This is a genomic window from Stenotrophomonas sp. NPDC077461, assembly GCF_049545475.1.
GTDB classification, from domain to species: domain Bacteria; phylum Pseudomonadota; class Gammaproteobacteria; order Xanthomonadales; family Xanthomonadaceae; genus Stenotrophomonas; species Stenotrophomonas nematodicola.
The window spans coordinates 537,165-561,257 of the sequence record NZ_JBMWDO010000001.1; the positions used below are offsets into that span (position 1 = coordinate 537,165).

At 67.8% G+C, this 24,093-nt stretch carries 20 protein-coding genes; 13 read left to right on the top strand and 7 right to left on the bottom strand.

Annotation, left to right across the window (positions count from 1 at the left end; all coding sequences use genetic code 11):
* The first annotated feature begins 18 nt into the window (after positions 1-18).
* The 7 genes from hrcA to ACPEH8_RS02655 all read left to right on the top strand — a co-directional run bounded on the left by hrcA (position 19) and on the right by ACPEH8_RS02655 (position 8,258).
* Entirely contained in the window at positions 19-1,086 is a 1,068-nt protein-coding gene (hrcA, locus tag ACPEH8_RS02625) for a heat-inducible transcriptional repressor HrcA (RefSeq protein ID WP_017357112.1), read from the top strand.
* A gap of 82 nt (positions 1,087-1,168) precedes the next feature.
* Positions 1,169-1,687: a nucleotide exchange factor GrpE gene (grpE, locus tag ACPEH8_RS02630; RefSeq protein ID WP_017357111.1), complete on the top strand. Its 519-nt coding sequence runs from the start codon at positions 1,169-1,171 to the stop codon at positions 1,685-1,687.
* A 184-nt stretch (positions 1,688-1,871) separates the two neighbouring features.
* Positions 1,872-3,806 carry a molecular chaperone DnaK gene (dnaK, locus tag ACPEH8_RS02635; RefSeq protein ID WP_017357110.1) on the top strand — a complete coding sequence of 645 codons (1,935 nt, stop codon included), beginning with the start codon at positions 1,872-1,874 and terminating at the stop codon, positions 3,804-3,806.
* 161 nt (positions 3,807-3,967) lie between these two features.
* A complete protein-coding gene (dnaJ, locus tag ACPEH8_RS02640) occupies positions 3,968-5,101 on the top strand; it encodes a molecular chaperone DnaJ (RefSeq protein WP_153164246.1) in 1,134 nt (377 codons plus the stop codon).
* 233 nt (positions 5,102-5,334) lie between these two features.
* A complete protein-coding gene (locus tag ACPEH8_RS02645; RefSeq protein ID WP_423665933.1) occupies positions 5,335-6,174 on the top strand; it encodes a hypothetical protein in 840 nt (279 codons plus the stop codon).
* A gap of 66 nt (positions 6,175-6,240) precedes the next feature.
* On the top strand, positions 6,241-7,149 hold the full coding sequence (pdxY, locus tag ACPEH8_RS02650; RefSeq protein WP_423665935.1) for a pyridoxal kinase: 909 nt from the start codon (positions 6,241-6,243) through the stop codon (positions 7,147-7,149).
* 5 nt (positions 7,150-7,154) lie between these two features.
* The gene (locus tag ACPEH8_RS02655; RefSeq protein WP_423666150.1) at positions 7,155-8,258 is read left to right on the top strand and encodes a prephenate dehydrogenase; all 1,104 of its coding nucleotides are present in this window, start codon (positions 7,155-7,157) and stop codon (positions 8,256-8,258) included.
* A 124-nt stretch (positions 8,259-8,382) separates the two neighbouring features.
* Here ACPEH8_RS02655 and ACPEH8_RS02660 read toward each other — a convergent pair whose 3' ends face one another.
* The 5 genes from ACPEH8_RS02660 to ACPEH8_RS02680 form a co-directional block, all read right to left on the bottom strand.
* Entirely contained in the window at positions 8,383-8,577 is a 195-nt protein-coding gene (locus ACPEH8_RS02660; protein ID WP_017357106.1) for a hypothetical protein, read from the bottom strand.
* A 70-nt stretch (positions 8,578-8,647) separates the two neighbouring features.
* Positions 8,648-10,414 carry an ABC transporter transmembrane domain-containing protein gene (locus tag ACPEH8_RS02665; protein WP_017357105.1) on the bottom strand — a complete coding sequence of 589 codons (1,767 nt, stop codon included), beginning with the start codon at positions 10,412-10,414 and terminating at the stop codon, positions 8,648-8,650.
* Positions 10,407-11,015: an IMPACT family protein gene (locus tag ACPEH8_RS02670; RefSeq protein WP_136005940.1), complete on the bottom strand. Its 609-nt coding sequence runs from the start codon at positions 11,013-11,015 to the stop codon at positions 10,407-10,409. Before ACPEH8_RS02670 ends, ACPEH8_RS02665 begins: the two co-directional genes overlap by 8 nt.
* Before the next feature lie 45 nt (positions 11,016-11,060).
* Entirely contained in the window at positions 11,061-11,990 is a 930-nt protein-coding gene (locus tag ACPEH8_RS02675) for a hypothetical protein (protein WP_423665937.1), read from the bottom strand.
* Positions 11,987-12,610 (bottom strand): RNA polymerase sigma factor, encoded by a 624-nt coding sequence (locus tag ACPEH8_RS02680; protein ID WP_423665939.1) that lies wholly within the window; start codon positions 12,608-12,610, stop codon positions 11,987-11,989. Before ACPEH8_RS02680 ends, ACPEH8_RS02675 begins: the two co-directional genes overlap by 4 nt.
* A 141-nt stretch (positions 12,611-12,751) precedes the next feature.
* Between ACPEH8_RS02680 and ACPEH8_RS02685 the strand changes: the two genes are divergently transcribed.
* Complete coding sequence (locus ACPEH8_RS02685; RefSeq protein WP_051008627.1) at positions 12,752-15,613, top strand: bifunctional diguanylate cyclase/phosphodiesterase; 2,862 nt, start codon at positions 12,752-12,754, stop codon at positions 15,611-15,613.
* Between the two features lie 71 nt (positions 15,614-15,684).
* Here the strand turns inward: ACPEH8_RS02685 and ACPEH8_RS02690 are convergent, their stop codons facing one another.
* Positions 15,685-16,278 (bottom strand): TIGR00730 family Rossman fold protein, encoded by a 594-nt coding sequence (locus tag ACPEH8_RS02690; protein WP_017356416.1) that lies wholly within the window; start codon positions 16,276-16,278, stop codon positions 15,685-15,687.
* 171 nt (positions 16,279-16,449) lie between these two features.
* Positions 16,450-17,946 carry an aminotransferase class III-fold pyridoxal phosphate-dependent enzyme gene (locus ACPEH8_RS02695; RefSeq protein ID WP_017356415.1) on the bottom strand — a complete coding sequence of 499 codons (1,497 nt, stop codon included), beginning with the start codon at positions 17,944-17,946 and terminating at the stop codon, positions 16,450-16,452.
* 212 nt (positions 17,947-18,158) lie between these two features.
* Here ACPEH8_RS02695 and queA point away from each other — a divergent pair, with 212 nt between their 5' ends.
* The 5 genes from queA to secF all read left to right on the top strand — a co-directional run bounded on the left by queA (position 18,159) and on the right by secF (position 23,857).
* Positions 18,159-19,226, top strand: coding sequence for a tRNA preQ1(34) S-adenosylmethionine ribosyltransferase-isomerase QueA (gene queA, locus ACPEH8_RS02700; protein ID WP_423665941.1), 1,068 nt, complete (start codon positions 18,159-18,161; stop codon positions 19,224-19,226).
* A 94-nt stretch (positions 19,227-19,320) separates the two neighbouring features.
* Complete coding sequence (tgt, locus tag ACPEH8_RS02705; RefSeq protein ID WP_017356413.1) at positions 19,321-20,451, top strand: tRNA guanosine(34) transglycosylase Tgt; 1,131 nt, start codon at positions 19,321-19,323, stop codon at positions 20,449-20,451.
* A 155-nt stretch (positions 20,452-20,606) separates the two neighbouring features.
* Positions 20,607-20,951, top strand: coding sequence for a preprotein translocase subunit YajC (yajC, locus tag ACPEH8_RS02710; protein ID WP_017356412.1), 345 nt, complete (start codon positions 20,607-20,609; stop codon positions 20,949-20,951).
* A 58-nt stretch (positions 20,952-21,009) separates the two neighbouring features.
* Positions 21,010-22,863 carry a protein translocase subunit SecD gene (secD, locus tag ACPEH8_RS02715; protein WP_136005950.1) on the top strand — a complete coding sequence of 618 codons (1,854 nt, stop codon included), beginning with the start codon at positions 21,010-21,012 and terminating at the stop codon, positions 22,861-22,863.
* A gap of 19 nt (positions 22,864-22,882) precedes the next feature.
* On the top strand, positions 22,883-23,857 hold the full coding sequence (gene secF, locus ACPEH8_RS02720) for a protein translocase subunit SecF (RefSeq protein ID WP_017356410.1): 975 nt from the start codon (positions 22,883-22,885) through the stop codon (positions 23,855-23,857).
* Positions 23,858-24,093: the final 236 nt, after the last annotated feature.

The window sequence follows — 24,093 nt, forward strand, 5'->3', positions numbered from 1 at the left end:
GTCTCACAGGCTGATTCCATGCACCCTTCCTCTCCCCATCTTGCGCCCCGTGCCCGCCATCTGCTGCGGACGCTGATCGCGCGCCATATCCAGGATGGCGAGCCGGTGGGGTCGCAGACCCTGGCGCGGCATGCGGGGCTGGATGTCAGCCCGGCCACCATCCGCAACATCCTGGCCGATCTGGAAGACCTGGGCCTGCTCAGTTCGCCGCACACCTCGGCAGGCCGGGTGCCGACCGCGAACGGCTACCGGGTGTTCGTGGACAGCCTGGTCAAGATGCAACCGCCAGGCGAGGGCGAACTGACCCGCCTGCGCAGCGAACTGGCCACCGGTACCGGCACCCAGGCACTGCTGGGCAGCGCCTCGGAGCTGTTGTCGGCGATGAGCCATTTCGTGGGCGTGGTGAGTGCGCCGCGCCGGGAGCAGTTCGCGTTCCGCCACATCGATTTCGTGGCGCTGGACGCGCGCCGGGTGCTGGCGATCCTGGTGTTCGCCGACAACGAGGTGCAGAACCGGGTGATCGAGCCGCGCCGCAGCTGGGAGCCGGGCGAGCTGGAGCAGGTGGCCAATTACCTCAATGCGCAGTGCGCGGGCCGGCCGCTGTCGGAGATCCGCGCGCGGCTGCTGCTGGAGCTGCGCGACGCGCAGTCGGAGATGGAGCAGCTGCTGGCGCACAGCATCGAGCTGGCCGAGCAGGCGCTGGTGCCGCCGGCCGATGACATGGTGCTGGCCGGACAGACCCGGCTGATGGGGGTGCAGGACCTGTCGGACCTGGAGCGCCTGCGCGAGCTGTTCGACGTGTTCGCCAGCAAGCGCGAGATCCTGCAGCTGCTGGAGCGCACCATCCAGGCCCCGGGCGTGCGCATCTTCATCGGCGAGGAGACCGGCGTGATGCCGCTGGAGAGCGTCTCGCTGGTGACCGCCCCGTACTCGGCCGGTGGCCGGGTGCTGGGCGTGCTGGGGGTGATCGGCCCCAAGCGGATGGCCTACGACCGCATGATTCCGCTGGTGCAGGCGACGGCCGAGGTGCTGGGGGCGGCGTTGGAACCGGGTGGACCGGGCGGATTGTCCCGTGAGCGGGCCTGATCGACGGTTCAGCTCTTGAAACCGGTCGGCGCGCCCACATAGGGGTGGGTGGAGGCGGGGAGTCACCGCCAGGGAAACGGAAATGAACCAAGATCAGTCAGATATCGCATCCCAGACGTCGACCGGCGAGCAGGCCCCGGCCGATGCGCTGCAGCAGCAGGTCGAGAGCCTGCACAACGAGCTGGCGCTGCTGAAGGCCGAGTCGCTGCGCGAGCGCGCCGACCTGGACAACCAGCGCAAGCGCGTGGCCCGCGACGTCGAGCAGGCGCGCCGCTTCGCCAATGAAAAGCTGCTGGGCGAGCTGCTGCCGGTGTTCGACAGCCTCGACGCCGGCCTGGCAGCCGCCGGCACCGACCCCAGCCCGCTGCGCGAAGGCCTGGAGCTGACGTACAAGCAGCTGCTCAAGGTCGCCGCGGACAACGGCCTGACCCTGCTGGACCCGACCGGCCAGCCGTTCAACCCGGACCACCACCAGGCGATCAGCCAGGTCGACGCGCCCGGTGCGGCACCCGGCAGCGTGGTCCAGGTGTTCCAGAAGGGCTATCAGCTCAATGATCGCCTGCTGCGCCCGGCCCTCGTCGTGGTCGCACGCGACGCGTGACGCCGGGCGCTCCCCGGCGGACGGGGCCGGTTCCGCCCGGCCCCATCACCGGACGCTGAACGCGTTTGGCAGCCATCGGACACTGTGTTCGGTGGATGGCTTGAAAGTCTTCCCGGCGTCCCACACATCCCATTCATAACCCGGCAGCAGCCGGATGTTCCCAGAACTTTCAGGAGTCTCCCTCATGGGCAAGATCATTGGTATCGACCTCGGCACCACCAACTCGTGTGTGGCGATCATGGACGGCGGTAAGGCCCGCGTCATCGAGAATGCGGAGGGTGACCGCACCACGCCTTCCATCGTCGCCTACACCAAGGACGGCGAAGTGCTGGTGGGCGCCTCGGCCAAGCGCCAGGCCGTCACCAACCCGAAGAACACCTTCTACGCCGTCAAGCGCCTGATCGGCCGCAAGTTCACCGACGCTGAAGTCCAGAAGGACATCGCGCACGTGCCCTACGGCATCCTGGCCCACGACAACGGCGACGCCTGGGTGCAGACCAGCGACGCCAAGAAGATGGCGCCGCAGGAAATCTCCGCCCGCGTGCTGGAGAAGATGAAGAAGACGGCCGAAGCCTTCCTGGGCGAGACCGTGACCGAAGCGGTGATCACCGTGCCGGCCTACTTCAACGACAGCCAGCGCCAGGCGACCAAGGACGCCGGCCGCATTGCCGGTCTGGACGTCAAGCGCATCATCAACGAGCCGACCGCGGCCGCACTGGCCTATGGCCTGGACAAGGGCGACAACAAGGATCGCAAGATCGTGGTGTACGACCTGGGCGGCGGCACCTTCGACGTGTCGGTGATCGAAATCGCCAACGTCGACGGTGAAAAGCAGTTCGAAGTGCTGGCCACCAACGGCGACACCTTCCTGGGCGGCGAAGACTTCGACAACCGTGTCATCGAGTACCTCGTCGACGAGTTCAACAAGGACCAGGGCATCGACCTGCGCAAGGATCCGCTGGCCCTGCAGCGCCTGAAGGACGCCGCCGAGCGCGCCAAGATCGAACTGTCCAGCGCGCAGCAGACCGAAGTGAACCTGCCGTACGTCACCGCCGACGCCTCGGGTCCGAAGCACCTGAACATCAAGCTGACCCGCGCCAAGCTGGAAGCGCTGGTGGAAGAGCTGATCAAGAAGTCGATCGAACCGTGCCGCGTGGCGCTGAATGACGCCGGCCTGCGCTCGAGCGACATCAGCGAAGTGATCCTGGTCGGCGGCCAGACCCGCATGCCGAAGGTACAGCAGGCCGTGACCGAGTTCTTCGGCAAGGAACCGCGCAAGGACGTCAACCCGGACGAAGCCGTGGCACTGGGTGCGGCCATCCAGGGTGGCGTGCTCGGCGGCGACGTCAAGGACGTGCTGCTGCTGGACGTGACCCCGCTGTCGCTGGGCATCGAGACGATGGGTGGCGTGTTCACCAAGATCATCGAGAAGAACACCACCATCCCGACCAAGGCCTCGCAGGTGTTCTCCACCGCCGAGGACAACCAGTCGGCCGTGACCGTGCACGTGCTGCAGGGTGAGCGCGAACAGGCCCGCTTCAACAAGTCGCTGGCCAAGTTCGACCTGTCCGGCATCGAGCCGGCCCCGCGCGGCATGCCGCAGGTGGAAGTGTCCTTCGACATCGACGCCAACGGCATCCTGCACGTGTCGGCCAAGGACAAGAAGACCAACAAGGAACAGAAGGTCGAGATCAAGGCCGGTTCGGGTCTGTCCGAGGACGAGATCGCGCGCATGGTCGCCGACGCGGAAGCCAACCGCGAGGAAGACAAGAAGTTCCACGAGCTGGTCCAGGCCCGCAACCAGGCCGACGCGCTGATCCACGGTACCCGTACTGCGATCAACGAGCACGGCAGCAAGGTCGGTGGTGATGTGATCGGCAAGGTCGAGTCGGCCCTGTCCGACCTGGAAACGGCGATGAAGGGCGACGACAAGGCGCAGATCGAAGCCAAGTCGAAGGTGCTGGAAGAGGCCGGCCAGTCGCTGTTCGCCGCGGCGGCCGCCGCCGAGCAGGGCGGTGCCGCTGCGGGTGCCGATGCCGGTGCCGGCAACACCAACGGCGCGCATGACGACGTGGTGGACGCCGAGTTCACCGAAGTCAAGGACGACAAGAAGTCCTGATCCGGACAAGACGCGGGACGTTGCGCAGGCAGCGTCCCGTTGTCGTTTCCCCCAGGTCCTGACAGCCGTATCCCGGCCTGTCGGGGCGCCCGACGCAAGAGCGGACCTGGTTCCGCTCTTGCGCGTTGACGAATCCCGACTTCCGGAACCCGATCCAAGTTATGAGCAAGCGCGATTACTACGAAGTGCTGGGTGTGTCCCGCACCGCCAGCGAAGAAGAGCTGAAGAAGTCCTATCGCCGTTGCGCGATGAAGTTCCACCCGGACCGCAATCCGGGTGATGCGGCTGCCGAAGCATCCTTCAAGGAATGCAAGGAAGCCTACGAAGTCCTGTCCGACGCCAACAAGCGCCGCATGTACGACGCCCACGGCCACGCCGCGTTCGAGCATGGCATGGGCGGTGGCGGTGGCGGTGGTCCGGGTGGCCCGGACATGAACGACATTTTCGGCGACATTTTCGGCAACATCTTCGGCGGCGGTGGCGGTGGTCCGCGCCAGGCCCGTCGCGGTGCCGACATCGGCTACGTGATGGAGCTGGACCTGGAAGAAGCGGTGATGGGCGTGGAGCGCCGCATCGAGATTCCGACCCTGGCCGAATGCGGTGACTGCCACGGCAACGGCTCGGAAGACGGCAAGGTGGACACCTGCACCGTCTGCCAGGGGCGCGGCCAGGTGCGCGTGCAGCGCGGCATCTTTGCCATGCAGCAGGCCTGCCACAACTGCGGTGGCCGTGGCCAGATCATTCCCAATCCCTGCAAGACCTGCCACGGCAACGGCCGTGTCGAGGAAGACAAGGTGTTGTCGGTGAAGGTGCCTGCGGGCGTCGATACCGGTGACCGCATCCGCCTGTCCGGCGAAGGCGAGGCCGGTCCGGCCGGTACGCCGGCGGGCGATCTGTATGTGGAAGTGCGGGTGCGCGAGCACGCGATCTTCCAGCGCGACGGTGACGACCTGCACTGCGAAGTGCCGATCCGCATCTCGCAGGCGGCGCTCGGCGACACCGTGCGCGTAGCCACGCTGGGCGGGTACGCCGAGATCCGCATTCCGGCCGAAACCCAGACCGGCAAGCTGTTCCGCCTGCGCGGCAAGGGTGTACGGTCGGTGCGCAGCCGCAGCGAAGGCGATCTGTATTGCCGCGTGGTGGTGGAGACCCCGGTCAACCTCACCACCGAGCAGCGCAAGCTGCTGGAGCAGTTTGAAACCACCTTCACCGGCGAAGAAGCGCGCAAGCACTCGCCGAAGTCGGCCACGTTCATCGATGGCGTGAAGGGGTTCTGGGATCGGATGACGTCATAAGCGGCGTTGGTTCCTGCCTTGTACCGAAGGCCCCCTGGAGACAGGGGGCTTTTTTTTTGTTCCCGTCGCGGTCCGGTGCAGGTCGTCTGCCTTTGGTGTTGATCGCGACAGGCGTGGGTGACTGTGCCTGCAGCGATTACTACCATGCCGCGATGAACACGCTTGCCCGCAACGTCCACGCCGCTGTTCGATCCCTGTCTTGCGCTGTACGCCGCGCATGGCCGGTGGCCGTGGTGACTGCCTCCCTCGCTGCAGGCGCGGTGTCCGCCGCGCCGTTGGAGGCATGCAGGCTGGATGCGATCGACGGGACGATCGAGCGTCCTCTGCAGTTGGCGCCTGGCACGCGATGGACGTACTCGATGGGTCCCGACCATCCTGTGTCGTCCCTTCGCCTGGATGGGATGTCGGAGCGCCTGACGCGGCTGGCGGTGGGGGACGGTGTGGCGCGGGTTGAACACACCGACACCTATGCGGACGTCAATCCGCTTCGCCAGGGGCGCAAGGAAATCCTGCGGTTCCCACTTGCGGTGGGTGCGGCGTGGAACGATGCCTTCGCCGAACCCGGTGCAGTCGTGGGGGCCAACGGGACCTACCGCTACGACTACGAAGAGGAGGCCAGCAGTCGTGTGGTGGGCATGGAGACAATCAACATTGGGATTGGCAGCGTCCGTGCGTACCGCATCGAACGGCGTGCACGCTGGCGAAAGTCCAATCCCACCTCCGATGACATGACCGGCAGGCGCTGGCAGGGGCGATCGGCCGTCGAGGGGCTGGAGCACAGCGTCAGCTGGTACGCGCCTGCCGTGGGACGGGTAGTGCTCAAACGCAGCATTACCGCGCATCCGTCGTATGCGCCCCATCTCCAGGAAGCGGGCAGCTCCCGCCACGCCATTGTCACCGAGCTGGTCGCCTTCGAATCGCCGGGCGGCTGTCGCGTGGAAGGGGAGCCCGTCCACGCGCAACGGTTCGCCGATCGCCGGCCGCTGCATTACCCACTGGTCTTCAGCGATACCTGGGAGTTCCTGCTGCAGCGTGACCCCCACATCCCGGAACGGGCAGATCCGGCTGCGTAGACGGGCAGGATGCGGCATAGCGGTTGGGGGATAATGGCCATAGAGCCCCCCCACCGTGCCGATCCCATGAACGAATCCCTCGAAAGCCACCTGGTCCACGGCCGCCGCCAGCGCCCGGACGGTCCGTCGCCGGTCGATGTCATCTCCGTGCAGTCCCAGCTCGTCTACGGCCATGCCGGCAACAGCGCTGCGGTACCGCCGCTGCGTGCGCTGGGCGTGCGCGTGGCGGAGATCCCGACCACGCTGCTCAGCAACGCGCCGTTCTACGCCACCACGCGTGGCCGCGTGCTGCCGTCGGAGTGGTTCTCGGACCTGCTGCTGGGCACCGCTGAGCGCGGGCTGCCGCAGCGTGCACGGATGCTGGTCTCGGGCTACTTCGGCAGCGTCGGCAACGGCACCGCGTTCGCCGACTGGCTGGACGAGGTGCTGCCGGCATCGCCGCAGCTGAGCTACTGCCTGGACCCGGTGATCGGCGATACCCACACCGGTCCGTATGTGGAGCCTGGTCTGGAAACCGTGTTCGCCGAGCGCCTGCTGCCGCACGCGTGGCTGGTGACGCCCAATGCGTTCGAGCTGGGGCGGTTGACCGGGATGCCGAGCCTGGCCCAGGACGAAGCCATCGCCGCGTCGCAGGCCCTGCTGGCACGCGGGCCCGAGTGGGTGCTGGCGCACAGCGTGGGCGGCGAGCCGGGGCAGCTGGTGACGCTGGCGGTGAGTCGCGATGCGATCTGGCGCTGGACCTCGCCGCACCTGCCGGTGGACGTGGCCGGCACCGGCGACGTGCTGATGTCGCTGCTGGTTGCCTTCCTGCTGCGCGGCGAAGCCTTCGAGCAGGCCATCTCGCGCGCGATCGCCGGTGTGCACGTGGCGTTGGAGACCACGCTGGCCAACGGGCATGAAGAGTTCGACGTACTGGCTGCCGCACCGGCGGCCCTGTCGTTGCCGCAGCGCTTCGTGCCCGAGCGCCTGGCGTGACCTGGATGCCGGTGGTTGGCATCGTCGGCAGTGCCGGGGCCTACGGGCGCTGGCTGCGGCGGTTCCTCCAGCAACGGATGGGCCTGGAGGTACTGGGACACGATCCGGCTGATCCCCGATCGGACAGCCCCGAGGTTCTGGTCGCGCGCGCGGAGGTGCTGATCTTCTCCGCGCCGATCCGCCATACCCCGGCGTTGATCGGCGAGTACGTCGCGCGCTCGGCCGGGCGCGAGGCAGGGCGGCTGTGGCTGGACGTCACGTCGGTGAAGTCCGCGCCGGTGGCGGCGATGCTCGCCTCGCAGGCCGACGTGGTGGGCCTGCATCCGATGACCGCGCCGCCGAAGGCGCCGACCCTGAAAGGCCGCGTCATGGTGGTCTGCGAGGCGCGCCTGTCGCAGTGGAAGCCGTGGGTGCAGGGCCTGTGCGATGCACTGGAGGCCGAGTGCGTGCGCGCCACGCCCGAGCACCACGACCAGGTGATGGCGCTGGTGCAGGCAATGGTTCACGCCACGCACCTGGCCCAGGCCGGCGTGCTGCGCGAGTACGCACCGCTGCTCGGCCCCCTCCCGGCGCTGATGCCGTACCGGTCGGCGTCATTCGAGCTGGATACGGCGATCATCGCGCGCATCCTGTCGTTGAACCCGGCCATCTACGAAGACATCCAGTTCGGCAATCCGCACGTTGGGCCGATGCTCGACCGCCTGCTTGCGCACCTGCAGACGCTGCGTAGCCAGGTCGGGCAGGGCGACGACGATGCGCGGGCGGCGTTCCGCCAGCAGCTGCTGCTGGACAATCGTGACAGCCAGGGCGAGGCCGTGCTGGCCGAAGGCAACTATACCTTCGAGCGGGTGGGCTACCTGCTGGCCGACCTGACCGAGCGCAATGCGATCAGCGTGCATCTGCCCGAGGATCGCCCCGGTTCGCTGCGTGAACTGCTGCATGTGTTCGAGCGCCACGCGGTGAGCCTGGCTTCCATCCACTCGTCGCGCACGCCGGCCGGCGACGTGCATTTCCGCGTGGGATTCGTTGCCGGCAGCGACGCACGCGCGCTGCAGCAGGCGGCCGCGGAAATCGACGCGTCCGGCATCGGTCGGGTGCTGTCACGCTGACCTGCTGCACTGCCGCATTCATCCACAGGGGGTGTGGATGAATTGCGGACAACCATGTGGATAACCGCGTTCATCCCTTGCGACAGAACGGTGTCAAGATGGCTGGCGAAAAAATGACCAGCGGTCAGGTCGTCAGGGTAAGTTCGCCGCCCGAGGTGCGGAACTGGCGGCCGTCGCGGACCAGATGACGACCATCGGCCAGCTCGTAACGCGTGGCAGGCGCGGACGACGCGGTGTCGCTGGCAGCCTCCTCCCTGAACTCGATGATGACGTAGTTTTCGCCATTGGCGTCAGTGGCGGGGAACTGTCGGAACGACATGGAACACCTCCTGCAGCGGCACGGACCACGGTCCGTGCACCATGCATCGCGACGCGTTAGGCGTGTGTCGTCAATCGATGAACTGCAGCTTCGCCAGCTCCGCATACAGGCCACCTTCGGCCAGCAGCTGCGCATGTGTGCCCTGTGCGACGATCCTGCCGTGGTCCATCACGACGATGCGGTCGGCCTTCAGCACGGTGGCCAGGCGATGCGCGATGACCAGCGTGGTGCGGCCGGCCATCAGCCGCTCCAGTGCCTGCTGCACGGCGCGTTCGCTCTGCGCGTCCAGAGCGCTGGTGGCCTCGTCGAGCAGCAGGATCGGTGCATCCTTGAGCAGGGCGCGTGCGATGGCGATGCGCTGCTGCTGCCCGCCGGACAGGCGTGCGCCACGCTCTCCCAGCTCGCTCATATAGCCCTCCGGAAGGGCCTGCAGGAACTCGTCGGCTTCGGCAGCCGCAGCAGCGCGCTGCACCTCCTCGTCACTGGCCTCCAGTCGGCCGTAACGGATGTTGTCCAGTGCGGTGCTCGCAAACAGGGTGGGCTGCTGCGGCACCAGCGCCATCTGCGCGCGCAGCTGGGCCGGATCGACCTGGCGCACATCCACGCCATCGACCTGGATGCGGCCGGCGGCGGGATCGTGGAAGCGCAGCAGCATCGACAGCACGGTGCTCTTGCCCGCGCCGGAGGGACCGACCAGAGCCACGGTCTCGCCCGGGCGCACGTGCAGGTCGAAATGATCCAGCGCGGCGGTGTCCGGGCGCTGCGGATAATGGAACACCACGTCGTCGAAGCGGATCTCGCCACGCAGCGGCTGGGGCAGCGGCTGCGGATCGGCGGGGCTGGTGATCTCGATGTCTTCCTGCAGCAGTTCGGCGATCCGGCCCATGCCGCCGGAGGCGCGCTGCAGCTCATTCCAGACTTCTGCGAGCGCGCCGACCGACCCGCCGCCGATCAACGCATACAGCACGAACTGGCCCAGCGTGCCGGCGCTCATGCGGCCGTCGATGACATCGTGCGCCCCCAGCCACAGCACCCCGACGATCGCGCCGAACACCAGGACGATGGCGGTGGCGGTGACGATGGACTGAGCGCCGATGCGCCGGCGCGCGGCCTTGATCGATTCGCCCAGCGCCGCGTTGAAGCGGCTGCGCTCGTAAGGCTCGCGTGCATGCGCCTGCACCGTGCGGACCGCGCCCAGGGTCTCGGCGGCGAGGCTGTTGGCGTCGGCGATGCGGTCCTGGCTGGCGCGCGAAATGTGGCGCAGACGACGCGCGCCGATGATGATCGGCAGCACGGCCAGCGGAATGCCGACCAGCGTCCACGCCGCCAGTGCCGGGCTGGTGACGAACAGCATGACCAGGCTGCCCACTACAGTGACGCTGCTGCGCAATGCCACCGACATCGTCGAGCCGATGACGCTGCGCAGCAGTTCGCTGTCGGCCGTGAGGCGCGAGACCAGCTCGCCGCTGCGGCTGCGGTCGTGGAAGCCGGCACCCAGCGCAATCAGGTGGGCATACAGGCGGCTGCGCAGGTCGGCGACGACCTTTTCGCCGAGCAGGGAGACGAAGAAGAAGCGGGCAGCGGTGGCCAGGGCCAGTACCACCGCGACCAGGAACAGCAGCGCGAAGGCGCGGTTGATCTGGCCGTTGTCGCTGAAGCCATGATCGATCATCAGCTTGACTGCCGGCGGCAGGCTCAGCGTGGCTACCGAGGACACCGCGAGCGCCACCAGCCAGGCGCTGAACAGCCCCGCATGGCGGCGCACGAACGGCCACAGCGTGCGCAGGCTGCCAAGGCGGCGCAGCGCCGGGGCGGGCGCGGGAGGGGTGTCAGTCATTCGGTTGGCCTGGTTCGGTGCGTGTTTCCACGCGGATACGATCACGGGTGGCGTCGCGCAGCCGGTTTTTCAACGGGTCGACCTGATCGGCCGGTAGACGAAGGTGCAGCGATACGCCCGACGGGGTGAAGGTTTCGGCCTGCTTTTCGGCCAGGTGGGCGGCCAGTGCCGCATGCAGCGTGCCCAGATCGTCGAACGGGGCGTGCACGTCCAGCTCGGCCAGCGCGATCAGCGGTTGCCGTGGCGCCAGCCGCAGGCATTCGGCAGCGGTGCCGCCGTAGGCACGGACCAGGCCGCCCGCGCCGAGTTTGATGCCGCCGTACCAGCGGATGACCACCACCATGACGCGATCAAACCCCTGCCCATCGATCGCCGCCAGGATCGGTCTGCCGGCGGTCCCGGCCGGTTCGCCGTCATCGCTGGAGCGGTAATCGTTGCCATGCCGGTAGGCCCAGCAGTTGTGCGTCGCATCGGGCACGGCCACCTGCTGCAGGAACTGCAGCGCCGCGCCGGCGTCGGTGATGGGGGCGGCATGGGCGATGAAGCGGCTGTGCTTGATCTCCAGGCTGTGACTGACGGCGGTGGCAAGCGTATCGGGCATCCGCGCCATTCTAGAGCTTTGCCCGCGAGACGCGGCGTACGCGGCTCAGGTGTCGAGCAGTTGGCGCAGGTCGCGCGGGATGCGCACTTCCGGGTACTGCTGCAGGTAGCGCTCCAGGCTGGCGCGCGCGGTATCCAGATCACCGGCATCGCGCCGCTCGCGGATACGCTTGAGCCACTGCTTGCGCGGCAGGCTGGCATCGGCGGACACCGCGGCATCGACGGCGCTGGCCGAGAGGACGGCCTCGCTGGACGGTGCCATCGCCGAACGGCGCTGCATGACGCCTGCGGCGCTCGGGGCCGGGCGTGGCGCCGCGAGCGGCGCGGTGGCGCGCTCCGGGCTCACGGCCTTCTGCGCGGGGGCCGGCGCCGGTGGCGGTGGCGGTGCCATCGCCGGCGCGGTGTCGGCGGCGGCGCTGTCGGCCGGTTCGATCGAGAAGGTCTGCGGCGCTGCGGCCGGTGCCGGCGGAGCAGGCGGCGGCGCCATTCTGGGCGGGGTGAGCGGTGCCGGTTCCGCCACCACCGGTGATGGCGGGGGGGTGACGCGCGCCTGGGGCAGTGGGGCGGCCGGGGGCGTGATGGCGCCCGCCGGTTCGGCCGCAGCGGGCGCTGTCGCCGGGCTGGCCGCGACATCTGCCGCTTCGGCGGCCACGGGTGCCGCAGCCGGGGCATCTGCCGCCGGCACCTCGAGAGCGGGTATGGGCGGGTCCTGCAGCCGCAGTTGCCAGGCGATCCCGACGGCGAACACCACCGAGGCGGCGATCCCCATCACGGCCGGCAGGCGCGAGCGCCGACGCCGTGGCGGCGCGTGCGGGGCGGCCGCGGCTGCGGGGGCGACCGGGGGCGCCTGCACCGCCGCGCGCGCAGCGGCGAGCACGGCGTCGTCGAGCGCCGGCGGCGGCGGGGTCGGCGCAGACCGTCCCAGCAGGCGGGCCAGTTCGCGTTCTTCGGGTGTCAGTGGCGTGCGGTCGTTCATGCGTTCATCCCCGCGCGCAGCTTGTCCATCGCATAGCGCAGCCGCGACTTGACGGTCTCGCGGCCCACGCCGGTGATCTCGGCGATCTCCTCCAGGCTGAGCTCCTGTTCCAGCCGCAGCTGCAGCACGTTGCGCTGGTCGGCGGGAAGCTGCTCCATCGCCAGTTGCAGGCGACGGCGCTGCTCGAACTCGGACAGCTGGGTTTCCGGCGTGCGGCTGTCGGTCATGCGCGCCACGCGTTCGTCGGCATCGCCGGGCGGCGGCGGCCGGTGCCGCGCCGCACGCCAGTGATCGTTCAGCCGGTTGTGCGCGATCCGGAACAGCCACGTGGTGAAGGCGGCCTCGGGCTGCCAGCCGGTGCGGGCAGCGATCACCCGCTGCCAGACGTCCTGGAACAGTTCGTCGGCGAGCGCGGCGTCGCGCAGCTGTCGCAGCAGGAAGCTGTACAGCCGGGCACGATGGCGCCCGTAGAGAACCTCGAACGCAGGCAGGTCCCCGCCGGCCCAGGCCAGCATCAGCGCTTCATCGGTTGGCAGGGCCACGGCGTCCACGGCGCACAGAGTAAGCGGTGCGGGTGCGTCCGCAAAGCGTGGCGGTGGCAGGGAGGTGGCCGGCGGCATGGGGAGAGCGGTTCCAGGTGACGTTCCAATAACGTCCATCTGCAACAATCGGGGTTGCCACCCTTCCATTGCCCCCCGGTCCCCGCGTTATGCTCGGGGGACAGGGGAGGTGCCGGGCATCCGGTGCCAGTAGAGACGAACATGCTGTCCAGTCAGGTAGTGACGCCTTCAGTGGACCCGGACCGTGACGCGCAGGTGTCCGCCGATCTGGCGCGCACCCTCTGCGCGGTGCTGCCTGTCGGCAGCAGCCTGCATCTGGCCTGGCGCGACCCGGTGCTTGGCGACGGGCTGCAGTCCGAACCCTTCGATCGCTCGATGACCGCCGGTCACCTGCTCGACGCGGCGCTTCCCGCGCCGGGGCAGCTGCAGCGATGGCAGTTCGGGGACACCCGGCTGGCGATGCGGGTGCTGAGCCAAGGGGAGCCGGTGCCCCTGGACGCAGGGTGGTGGGGGCTGGCGCGGCGTGCCGTGCAGGACGCCATTGCGCTGACCCGACAGCGCCGCGAGATCCACTCGCTGGAAATCTCCAAACGCCTGCAGCAGGCGCTGTATGAAATCGCCGACCTTGCCGGCGCGGACCTGGAAATGTCCGAGATGCTGCGTCACGTGCACAGCGTGCTCAACTCCCTGATGTACGCGCAGAACTGCTTTATTGTCGAGTACGACGATGTGCGGCGCCGGGTCCGGTTCCTGTACTTCGCCGACCAGCAGGACAGCTTTGTCGCCGATCCTGACCGCAGCTACGAAGAGCACGAGATGCCGCGCAGCCTGACCTTCGCGCTGCTGCGTCACGGACAGCCGTTGAGCGGTCCGTCGCGCGAGCTGCTCGCTGCCGACAACGACGAACCCGATCCGGATCGGGGGCCGGAAAGCCTGGACTGGCTGGGCGTACCGATGCTGCGCGAAGGCCGCGTGTGTGGCGCCATCGTGGTGCAGAGCTATGAACACCGCGCGCGTTACGGCGAAGCCGACCGCGCACTGCTGGGCTACGTCGCCCAGCACATCCAGACCGCGATGGACCGCCGCCAGGCACAGGTGCAGCTGGAGCGCCAGGTGGAGCGGCGCACGCTGGAACTGCAGCGCGCCAACCGCAGCCTGCAGGACGAAGTGGTGGAGCGGCGCCGCGCCGAGAAACTGCAGCTGGCGCTGTTCAACATCTCCGAGATGGCGATGAGCGCCTCCAGCCTGACCGAGTTCTATGTCCAGGTGCATGGGGTGGTGGGCACGCTGCTGGATGCGCGCAACTTCTACATTGCGCTGGTCAACGAAGGGGGCGACGGGTTGGAATTCGTCTACTCGGTGGACGAGTACAACGCCTCCCGCGCACCGCGCCCCTTCAGCGAGGGTCTCACCGAGTACATCGTGCGCAACCGCCAGCCGCTGCTGGCCACGCGCGACAACATCGATGCACTGCGCGCGGCCGGCGCGGTGCGCGAGTTCGGTGCGCGTTCGCATTGCTGGCTGGGCGTGCCGTTGCTGAGCGACGACGACGTGGTCGGCGTGATCGTGGTGCAGAGCTACTCGCCGGACGTCAGCTTCACCGCCCACGACCAGCGCCTGCTGACGTTCGTGGCGCAGAACATCGGCAACGGCCTGGCCCGCCAGCGCGACCAGGAGCGGCTGCGCAACGCGCACGCCGAGCTGGAACTGCGGGTGGAGGAGCGCACCCGTGAACTGGCCGATGTGAACGAAAAACTGCTGGGCCAGATCGGCGAGCGCCTGCGCGCGGAGCAGCGGCTCACCCACCAGGCCATGCACGACGCGTTGACCGGTCTGCCCAACCGGCTGCACCTGCTGGACCGGCTGGAGGATGCGATCGCCCAGGCGCGTCAGCCCGACGGATCGGCCTTCGCGGTGCTGTTCCTGGATCTGGACCGCTTCAAGCTGGTCAATGACAGCATTGGCCACGCCGCCGGCGACCAGATGCTGGTCGAGGTGGCCAAGCGGATCGTCTCGATGGTCTCCAGCGAGGACGTGGTGGCGCGGCTGGGCGGCGACGAGTTTGCGATCCTGCTGCAGTGCCGTCACGGGTTGTCCTCGGCGGTGGAGTTCGCGCAGCGGATGCTGATGGCGCTGGAAGAGTCGATGTGGGTCAAGGGGCGCGAGCTGTTTCCGTCCGGCAGCCTCGGCATTGCCATGTGGCATCCGCGCTACCGCAATGGCGAGGAACTGGTGCGCGACGCCGATGCGGCGATGTACCGTGCCAAGGCGCAGGGCAAGGACCGCTGCGCGGTGTTCGATGAAGCCATGCGCGAAGAGGCGCTGCGCAGCCTGGACCTGGAAGCGGACCTGCGCCGGGCCATCATCAACCGCGATTTTCTTCCCTATTACCAGCCGATCGTGCGCCTGTCCGACGGGGAGGTGGTGGGGCACGAAGCGCTGCTGCGCTGGCAGCACGAGCGGCGCGGTCTGCTGCTGCCGAGCGCGTTTCTCGACCTGGGCGAAGAGAGCGGCCTGATCGAACAGGCGGACTGGCTGCTCTACGAGCAGGTGATCGGGCAGCTGGCACGCGGCGGACGCGGCTATCTGTCGGTGAACGTGTCGCCGCGTCATTTCCGGTCGGCCGATTTCAGTTCGCGTCTGTTTGGCCTGATCGAGGCAGTCGGCGCCGACCCGCACCGGTTGCGGCTGGAGATCACCGAGGTGGCGCTGCTCGATGACGGCCCGCGCACGCTGCGCATCCTGCAGACGCTGCGCGAGCGGGGTGTGCTGGTGCAGCTGGACGATTTCGGGACCGGCTTTTCAGCGCTGTCCTATCTGCACCGGTTCCCGATCTCCACGCTCAAGATCGACCAGAGTTTCATCGCAGGTCTGCACGGCCAGGACATCCAGAGTACCTATGCGCTGGTCCAAGGCGTGCTGTCGCTGGCCCGCACGCTGGGCATCGAAACGGTGGGCGAGGGTATCGAGAACGCCGCCCAGCGCGACACGCTGCTGCAACTCGGCTGCGACTATGGCCAGGGTTACCTGCTGGGCCGCCCCGCACCGATGGAAACGGCGTAGCGCCGGGGTCTCCCCGGCACGTTCACCAGGCACGACGGAGATCCAGCGGGGCAGCGCCCCGCGCCACGGTGTCACCGCAAGGCGTTGCGGCGCTTCTCGTCGATCCACTTGGAGGCCTGCGCCGGTTCGTACCCGCGCATCCACTCCAGCATCGCGTCGATGTCCGACCCGTACCAGAGGTCGGCGCGCTGCTCGGGATGCAGGAAGCGCTCTTCCACCATGCGGTCGATCATGCCGATCAGCGGGGCGTAGAAACCGTCCACGTCCAGGAAGGCGCACGGCTTGTTGCCGATGCCGAGCTGGCGCCAGGTGAGCATCTCGAAGATCTCTTCCATCGTGCCGAAGCCGCCGGGCAGGGCAACGAACGCGTCGGACAGGTCGAACATGCGCGACTTGCGCTCGTGCATCGAACCGACGATTTCCAGCTCGGTCAGGCCGCGGTGGGCCACTTCCCAGTCGGCCAGCTGCTGCGGAATCACACCGGTGACCTCACCGCCGCCAGCCAGCACGGCGTTGGCCACCGTGCCCATCAGGCCGACGTTGCCGCCGCCGTACACCAGGCGCAGGCCGTCGCGGGCGATGCGGTCGCCCAGCGCGATGGCGCGCTCGGTGTAGATCGGCTTGCTGCCGGGGTTGGAGCCACAGTAAACGCAAATCGACTTCATTGGATCTTCCTGTGTTCGGAGGTGACGCGGCGGAAACGAAAAAGCCCCGCCGATGACCGATGTTCCGGTCTCGTGACGGGGTTCGTTCCGCAGATGCGATCGGCGATTTTAGCGCGTTCGCCGGGCCGGGGCCAAACCGGACCTGACCGGGTGGTCAGGTCCGCTGCCGGCTTACGCCGCCTGCGACTGCTCCCTGCGCGGGCCTTCCTTCAGCGCCCGTCCCACCAGGCCCACCAGCAGGTCCAGCTCGTCGCTGTCCATGCCGAAGTGCGGGGTGAAGCGCAGCGAGTTCTCGCCGCCGTGAATCACATTGATGCCGTGGTTGCGCAGCCACTCTTCGGTGGAGCCGGCGCCGTAACACTTGAACTGCGGGGCCAGCTCGCAGGAGAACAGCAGGCCGGTGCCCTGCACCTTGGTGATCAGCCCGCCCAGCTCGCTCCTGAGTTGTTCCAGCTTGCGCACGGCTTCCTCGCCGCGCACGCGGATGTTCTCACGCACCTGCGGCGTCAGCAGCGACAGGGTGGCGCAGGCGACGTCCAGCGCACGCGGGTTGGAGGTCATGGTGTTGCCGTAGATGCCCTTGCGGTACAGCTGGGCGGCGTGGTCGGTCACGGCCAGCACCGACAGCGGGAACTGGGCGGCGTTGAGTGCCTTGGAGTAGGTCTCCATGTCCGGCGCGTCCAGCCCTTCGAAACCGGGGTAGTCCACGATCGACAGCACGCCATGCGCACGCAGGCCGGCCTGGATCGAATCGAGCAGCAGCAGGCTGCCGTGCTGGCGGGTCAGCTCGCGGGCCAGGGCGTAGAACGATGGCGGCACCGAACGGCCCGGATCGCCTTCGCCCATCACCGGCTCCAGGAACACCGCTTCGACGAACCAGTGGTTCTGTTCGGCCTCGGCGAACACCCGCTTGAGCGCGTCTTCGTCATAGGGCGCGATCGCGATCACCGAGTCCTCGCCACGATAGCTGGCCAGGTGCTGCATGTAGGTTTTGCGGCTGGAGTCCGAGTACAGGCCGGGGCGGTCGGTGCGGCCGTGGAAGCTGCCCTTGACCACGACACGCTTGATGGTGGCCCCGGCGTGGCGGGCGCCTGGATCGGTCTGCAGCTTGGCGTTGACGTCGGCGATGCGTGCGGCCAGGCCGACCGCTTCGGAACCCGAATTCAGGCACATGAAACGGCTGTACGGGCAGCCACCGCGACGGTGACCGATCTCCTGGCGCAGCGCGGCGATGAAGCGCTGCTGGGACAGGCTCGGGGTCATCACGTTGGCCATCACCTGCGGGGCTGACATGGCCTCCATCACGGCCGCAGGCGTATGTCCGAAGCCGAGCATGCCGTAGCCGCCAGCGTCATACAGCACCGCGCCCTTGAGCGTGACCACCCAGGCGCCGCGGGCGGCCAGGGCCACGTACGGCGTCACCGCGTCATCGGCATAGAAATTGACGAAGCCGTCCTGCATGGCGTCGATCTGGGCGCGCTCGTCCAGCGGCAGCAGGGCACCCAGGTCGGCGCGCACGCGCTCGAACTCGGCGGCGGCGGCGTCGATGGCGGCGACCAGGTCCGGGTGGCCGGCGGCCAGGCGTTCGAGGGTGGCGTCATCCAGGCCGGTGGTCAGGCGGGCGCCCGGCTGGGCGCGAAGGGGGGCGAGACGGTCGATGAAGCTCATTGCAGATCTCCTGAAACGATTGGCGGCACGGCGGAAAAGCAAAACGCGCGTCTATTCGCGCGCGCTTCGGGCATTCCTGCTCGTGCATCAGACTTCCAACTCGATGCTAGCACGCGGTTTTTCGCGCGATAACCCCGCAAAACGCTGCTGCATAGCAGCATTTTGCGCGACGTTTGGCCAATCCTGCGTTGCCATCGAGGGCCAGTCGTACAATGGACGACATTGCCTACACGTTGCCGTGCGCTGCCTTGAAGAAGTCCGATTTCAACTACGAACTGCCGCCTGAACTGATTGCCCAGGCTCCGCTTGCGGAGCGCTCGGCCAGCCGCCTGATGGTGGTGCCGCCGGCCCCGGCCGCGTTCGAGCATCGCCATGTGCGCGACCTGCCCGATCTGCTGCGCGCCGGCGACCTGCTGGTCTTCAACGATACCCGGGTGATTCCGGCGCGTCTGTTTGGCCAGAAGGCCAGCGGCGGGCGGGTCGAGATCCTGATCGAGCGCCTGCTCGGCGCCCAGCAGGCCCGCGCCCAGGTCGGCGCCAGCAAGTCGCCCAAGGCCGGCAGCCGGATTGCGCTGGACGCCGGGGGCGAGGCCGAGGTGCTCGGCCGCGACGGCGAGTTCTACGTCCTGCAGTTCCACATCCCCGAAGCACTGGAGCAATGGCTCCTTCACGCCGGGCGCCTGCCGTTGCCGCCCTACATCCAGCGCGAGCCCGGGCTGGACGACCGCGAGCGCTACCAGACCGTGTTCGCCCGCGAGGTCGGTGCGGTGGCCGCACCCACCGCCGGGCTGCATTTCGACGAGGCGCTGCTGGCCGCCCTGGCGGCGCAGGGAGTGGCCTTCGGCCATGTGACCCTGCATGTGGGCGCCGGCACGTTCCAGCCGGTGCGCGTGGATGACCTGAACGAACATGTCATGCACCGGGAATGGCTCAATGTCGGTGCCGAACTGGTCCAGCAGGTGCGTCGCACGCGCGCGGCCGGGGGCCGGGTGATCGGCGTGGGTACCACCGTGGTGCGTGCCCTGGAAAGCGCGATGCGTGATGGCGAACTGCTGCCGTATGCCGGGGAGACCCAGATTTTCATCACGCCGGGCTACCGGATCCGCAGCGTCGACGCGATGGTGACCAACTTCCACCTGCCTGAAAGCACGCTGCTGATGATGATTTCGGCCTTCGTCGGGCAGGCGCGGGTGTTCGATGCATATCGGGCGGCCATCGAAGAGAAATACCGGTTCTTCAGCTACGGCGATGCCATGCTGCTGTTCCCGCAGGGGGAATGACCGGGCCGGGGCAGGGCAGGGCGGCCGTGCCCCCGCCGACGCGGCAGCACGTTTTCGGCGACAATGGGCAATTATTTGCCCGAACGCCTGCTCCATGTCCCGACTCCAGTTCCAGCTCCAGACCACCGACGGCCGCGCCCGCCGCGGCCGCCTGACCTTCCCGCGCGGAACCGTCGAAACCCCGGCCTTCATGCCGGTGGGCACCTATGGCACGGTCAAGGGCATCCTGCCGGAGCAGATCCGTGCGCTGGGCGCGGAGATCATCCTCGGCAACACCTTCCATCTGTACCTGCGCCCGGGCCTGGACGTGATCGCCGACCACGGCGGACTGCATGGCTTCGCGCGCTGGAACGGGCCGATCCTGACCGACTCCGGCGGCTTCCAGGTGTTCTCGCTGGCGCACCGCCGCAAGATCACCGAGCAGGGCGTGACCTTCGCTTCGCCCACCGACGGTGCACGCGTCTTCCTCGGGCCGGAGGAGAGCATGAAGATCCAGAAGGTGCTCGATTCGGACATCGTGATGATCTTCGACGAATGCACCCCGTACCCGGCGACCGAACCGGTGGCGCGCACTTCGATGGAACTGAGCCTGCGCTGGGCCCAGCGCAGCCGCAATGCGCACGATGCGCTCGGCAACGATGCGGCCCTGTTCGGCATCGTCCAGGGCGGCGTGCACCACGACCTGCGCACCCGCTCGGCCGAGGGCCTGCAGCAGATCGGCTTCGACGGTTACGCCATCGGTGGGCTGGCGGTGGGCGAGCCCGAGCACGAGCGCAACGCCATGCTGGACCACATGCACCCGATCCTGCCGGCCGACCGCCCGCGCTACCTGATGGGCGTGGGGCGCCCGGAAGACCTGGTGGAAGGCGTGGCGCGGGGCGTGGACATGTTTGATTGCGTCATGCCCACCCGCAACGCCCGCAACGGCCATTACTTCACATCGTTCGGCACCGTGCGCATCCGCAATGCCCGTTACGAGCGCGACATGGACACCATCGAGCCGGGCTGCGGCTGCCACGCCTGCAGCAGCGGCTACACCCGGTCCTACCTGCGCCATCTGGACCGCTGCAATGAGATGCTGGCGCCGATGCTGGGCACCCTGCACAACCTGTATTACTACGAAAAGCTGATGGCCGACATGCGCGCGGCCATCGCGGCGGGAACCTTTTCAGCCTTCCGCGAGTCCTTCTATGCGGCCCGGGGTGCCGCCACGCCGCCGCTGTAAGCGGCAGCGGCGTCCCCGAATCCGCGCGCATACCCTGCCAAACGGCCCAAGGACGAACTCCCGGGGCCGTGGCATACTTCGCGGCTGACCCCTGTTTCGCGGCGACACCCCGCTCCCCCTCGGAACGGGGCGCCTCCAACCCAAGGACACACTGTATGAACCTGATCGCCTTCCTGATCCCCGCCGCACACGCCCAGTCCGCTGCCGGCCAGCCGCCGGGTGCCTCCTGGACGACGTTCCTGGTCCCGATCGTCCTGATCGCGGTCATGTACTTCCTGATGATCCGCCCGCAGATGAAGCGCCAGAAGGAACACAAGGCGATGCTGGAGAAGATCAAGCGCGGCGATGAAGTGCTGACCAACGGCGGCATCGCCGGCGTGGTGACCGACATCGGCGACAACTTCATCACCATCGAAGTGGCCGACAACGTGCGCATCCGCGTGCAGAAGGGCGCCGTGGGCAACGTGCTGCCGACCGGCACGCTGAAGTCGGCCAACTGATCCACTCCCTTTCCGTTCAACCGCGGTGCCGGGACGGGCACCGCGCGGGACCCAAGCAATGCTCGAATTTCCACGCTGGAAGTACTTCCTCATCCTGATCGTACTGGCGGTCAGCGCGCTGTATGCGCTGCCGAACATCTACCAGAAGGACCCTGCCGTGCAGATCACCGCCAACCGTGGCGGGCAGATCGACGACGCCCTGCGCGACCGCGTGCTGGGCGACCTCAAGCAGGCCGGCGTGGAACCGCTGTCGGTGGCCAAGGAGGGCGACAGCCTGATCGTGCGCCTGCCCAGTCTGCAGGCGCAGACGGCCGCCAACGACGCGCTTCGGGATGAAATGGGCGAGGACTACGTGGTCGCCCTGAACCTGGCCTCCACCGTGCCCACCTGGCTGAGCGATCTCGGCGCCAAGCCGATGGTGTTGGGCCTGGATCTCCAGGGCGGCGTGCACTTCGTGCTGCAGGTCGACCAGAAGGCCGCGCTGGACAAGCGCCTGGATGCCTACGCCGAAGACGTGCGCACCAGCCTGCGCGACGCCCGTATCGCCTACCAGTCGGTGGAGCGTCGCCCGGACAACACCATCGTGGCCAGCATCAGCCCGTCCGCCGGTGCCGATGCTGCCGCCCGCGCCCGTGACGTGATGTACAAGGCGCAGCCGGCCCTGGGCTACGACGTGGCCGGCAACCGCGTCACCGTGAGCGTGCCGGAAACCGAGCTGACGTCGATCGCCAACGGGGCCATCGAGCAGAACGTCAACACCCTGCGCAACCGCGTCAACCAGCTGGGCGTGGCCGAGCCGATCATCCAGCGCCAGGGCGCCGACCGCGTGGTCGTGCAGCTGCCGGGCGTGCAGGACACCGCCGAAGCCAAGCGCATGATCGGCGCCACCGCGACGCTGGAATACCGCGCCGTGGTTGAAGGCAACGCACAGGACGCCATCACCAGCGGCCGCATTCCGCCGGAGGCCAAGGTTTACCAGCAGCGCGACAATCGCGGCCCGATCCTGCTGAACAAGCGCGTGATCGTCACCGGTGACCAGATGGTTGCCGCGCAGGCCACCACCGACCAGAACGGCCTGGCCGCGGTCAGCGTGACCCTGAACAACGTCGGCGGCCAGCGCATGTTCGACTTCACCGCGGCCAACGTGAACAAGCCGATGGCGGTGGTGTACACCGAGCGCATCCCGACCGTCAACGTGGTCGACGGCAAGGAAGTGCGCAGCTTCCGCGTCAAGGAGGAGGTGATTTCGGTCGCCAACATCAACGGCGTGTTCGGCAAGAACTTCCAGACCACCGGCCTGGACAAGGCGGAAGCGGAAAACCTGGCCAAGCTCCTGAAGTCCGGCTCGCTGGCCGCACCGATGGACTTCGTCGAAGAGCGCATCGTCGGTCCCAGCCTGGGTGCGGAGAACGTCGAGCGCGGCGTGACCGCCGTGGGCTTCGCCTTCCTGTTCACGCTGGTCTTCTTCACCGTGTACTACCGCATGTTCGGCGTGATCACCTCGGTGGCCATGCTGTTCAACCTGCTGATCGTGGTGGCGGTGATGTCGCTGTTCGGCGCCACGATGACGCTTCCCGGCTTCGCCGGCCTGGCGCTGTCGATCGGCCTGTCGGTCGACGCCAACGTGCTGATCAACGAACGTATCCGCGAAGAACTGCGCGCCGGCGTCCCGCCGAAGGCGTCGATCGTCGCCGGTTACGAAAAGGCCTCGGGCACGATCCTGGACGCCAACCTCACCGGCATGCTGGCCGGCGTGGCGCTGTACGCCTTCGGTACCGGTCCGCTGAAGGGCTTCGCGGTCACGATGATCGTCGGCATCCTGGCCTCGATGTTCACCGCAATCACCGTCTCGCGTGCGCTGGCCGTTCTGGTCTACAGCCGCCGCAAGAAGCTCAAGTCCCTGGCCATCTGACGGGAAGAGAATCGAAACCATGAAACTGTTCCCGTTGCATCTGATTCCGAACGACACCAAGTTCGACTTCATGCGTACCCGCTGGGTGGCGATCACGCTGGCCGCGCTGGTGTTCATCGCCGCCGTGGGCTGCATTGCCTTCAAGGGCTTCAACTACGCGTTGGACTTCACGGGCGGCACGGTGGTCGAAGTGCGCTTCGACAAGCCGGCCGACGTCGATGCCGTGCGTGAGCACCTGGAGGGGGCCGGTTACGGTGGCGCCCAGGTGCAGAACTTCGGCAGCGGCAGCAACCTGCTGATCCGTCTGCAGCCGCAGGCGATGGGCGAGGGCGAGAACGCCGGCGAAGCCAACAACCGTACCGCCCAGGCCGTCCAGAAGGCGATCTCGGTGGAAGGCAACCGGGCCACCATCGTCGGCGCCGAGTTCGTCGGCCCGCAGGTCGGCAAGGAGCTGGCGCTGAACGGCCTGTACGCCGCGCTGTTCGTGCTCGTCGGCTTCCTGATCTACATCGGCTTCCGCTTCGAGTGGAAGTTCGCGATGGTCGCCATCATTACCACCCTGTTCGACGTACTGGTGGTCGCCGGCTACTTCTCGCTCAGCGGTCGCGAGTTCGACCTGACCGTGCTGGCGGGCCTGCTGTCGGTGATGGGCTTCTCGATCAACGACACCATCGTGGTCTTCGACCGTGTCCGCGAGAACTTCCGCAGCCTGCGCGTGGAGCCGCTGGAAGTGATGAACCGCTCGATCAACCAGACCCTGTCGCGCACCATCATCACCTCGCTGGTGTTCTTCCTGTCGGTGCTGGCGCTGTACCTGTACGGTGGCGGTTCGCTGGAAGGGCTGGCGCTGAGCCAGATGATCGGCGCGGTGATCGGTACGCTGTCCTCGATCTTCATCGCCTGCCCGCTGCTGACGATGGGCGTGCTGGCCGTGACCAAGCAGGACCTCCTGCCCAAGGCCAAGGACGTCGAAGCCCTCGCACGCCGCCCGTAAGCGGCCTGCACCGCAACACCGGAAAAGCCGCGCCCTGCGCGGCTTTTTCGTTGGGGACTGGCTCTTCGGCTCTTCCCTTCCGGCCCGACCCACTTCGGGGCGGGTGAGGTCATGCCAGTGGCAGGACCGTAGGCGGCATGGATGCCGCCTACGAGCCCCCAAGGATGGGTTCACGGCGTGTCCTGACACTGGCATGGCCTTACCCGCGCTCCCTGACAGGGGCCTGCCATACACCC

Coding starts and splice junctions, on each gene's coding strand:
- hrcA (WP_017357112.1), top strand. CDS start 19: ATGCACCCTTCCTCTCCCCATCTTGCGCCCCGTGCCCGCCATCTGCTG.
- grpE (WP_017357111.1), top strand. CDS start 1,169: ATGAACCAAGATCAGTCAGATATCGCATCCCAGACGTCGACCGGCGAG.
- dnaK (WP_017357110.1), top strand. CDS start 1,872: ATGGGCAAGATCATTGGTATCGACCTCGGCACCACCAACTCGTGTGTG.
- dnaJ (WP_153164246.1), top strand. CDS start 3,968: ATGAGCAAGCGCGATTACTACGAAGTGCTGGGTGTGTCCCGCACCGCC.
- pdxY (WP_423665935.1), top strand. CDS start 6,241: ATGAACGAATCCCTCGAAAGCCACCTGGTCCACGGCCGCCGCCAGCGC.
- ACPEH8_RS02655 (WP_423666150.1), top strand. CDS start 7,155: ATGCCGGTGGTTGGCATCGTCGGCAGTGCCGGGGCCTACGGGCGCTGG.
- ACPEH8_RS02660 (WP_017357106.1), bottom strand. CDS start 8,577: ATGTCGTTCCGACAGTTCCCCGCCACTGACGCCAATGGCGAAAACTAC.
- ACPEH8_RS02665 (WP_017357105.1), bottom strand. CDS start 10,414: ATGACTGACACCCCTCCCGCGCCCGCCCCGGCGCTGCGCCGCCTTGGC.
- ACPEH8_RS02670 (WP_136005940.1), bottom strand. CDS start 11,015: ATGCCCGATACGCTTGCCACCGCCGTCAGTCACAGCCTGGAGATCAAG.
- ACPEH8_RS02675 (WP_423665937.1), bottom strand. CDS start 11,990: ATGAACGACCGCACGCCACTGACACCCGAAGAACGCGAACTGGCCCGC.
- ACPEH8_RS02680 (WP_423665939.1), bottom strand. CDS start 12,610: ATGCCGCCGGCCACCTCCCTGCCACCGCCACGCTTTGCGGACGCACCC.
- ACPEH8_RS02685 (WP_051008627.1), top strand. CDS start 12,752: ATGCTGTCCAGTCAGGTAGTGACGCCTTCAGTGGACCCGGACCGTGAC.
- ACPEH8_RS02690 (WP_017356416.1), bottom strand. CDS start 16,278: ATGAAGTCGATTTGCGTTTACTGTGGCTCCAACCCCGGCAGCAAGCCG.
- ACPEH8_RS02695 (WP_017356415.1), bottom strand. CDS start 17,946: ATGAGCTTCATCGACCGTCTCGCCCCCCTTCGCGCCCAGCCGGGCGCC.
- queA (WP_423665941.1), top strand. CDS start 18,159: ATGGACGACATTGCCTACACGTTGCCGTGCGCTGCCTTGAAGAAGTCC.
- tgt (WP_017356413.1), top strand. CDS start 19,321: ATGTCCCGACTCCAGTTCCAGCTCCAGACCACCGACGGCCGCGCCCGC.
- yajC (WP_017356412.1), top strand. CDS start 20,607: ATGAACCTGATCGCCTTCCTGATCCCCGCCGCACACGCCCAGTCCGCT.
- secD (WP_136005950.1), top strand. CDS start 21,010: ATGCTCGAATTTCCACGCTGGAAGTACTTCCTCATCCTGATCGTACTG.
- secF (WP_017356410.1), top strand. CDS start 22,883: ATGAAACTGTTCCCGTTGCATCTGATTCCGAACGACACCAAGTTCGAC.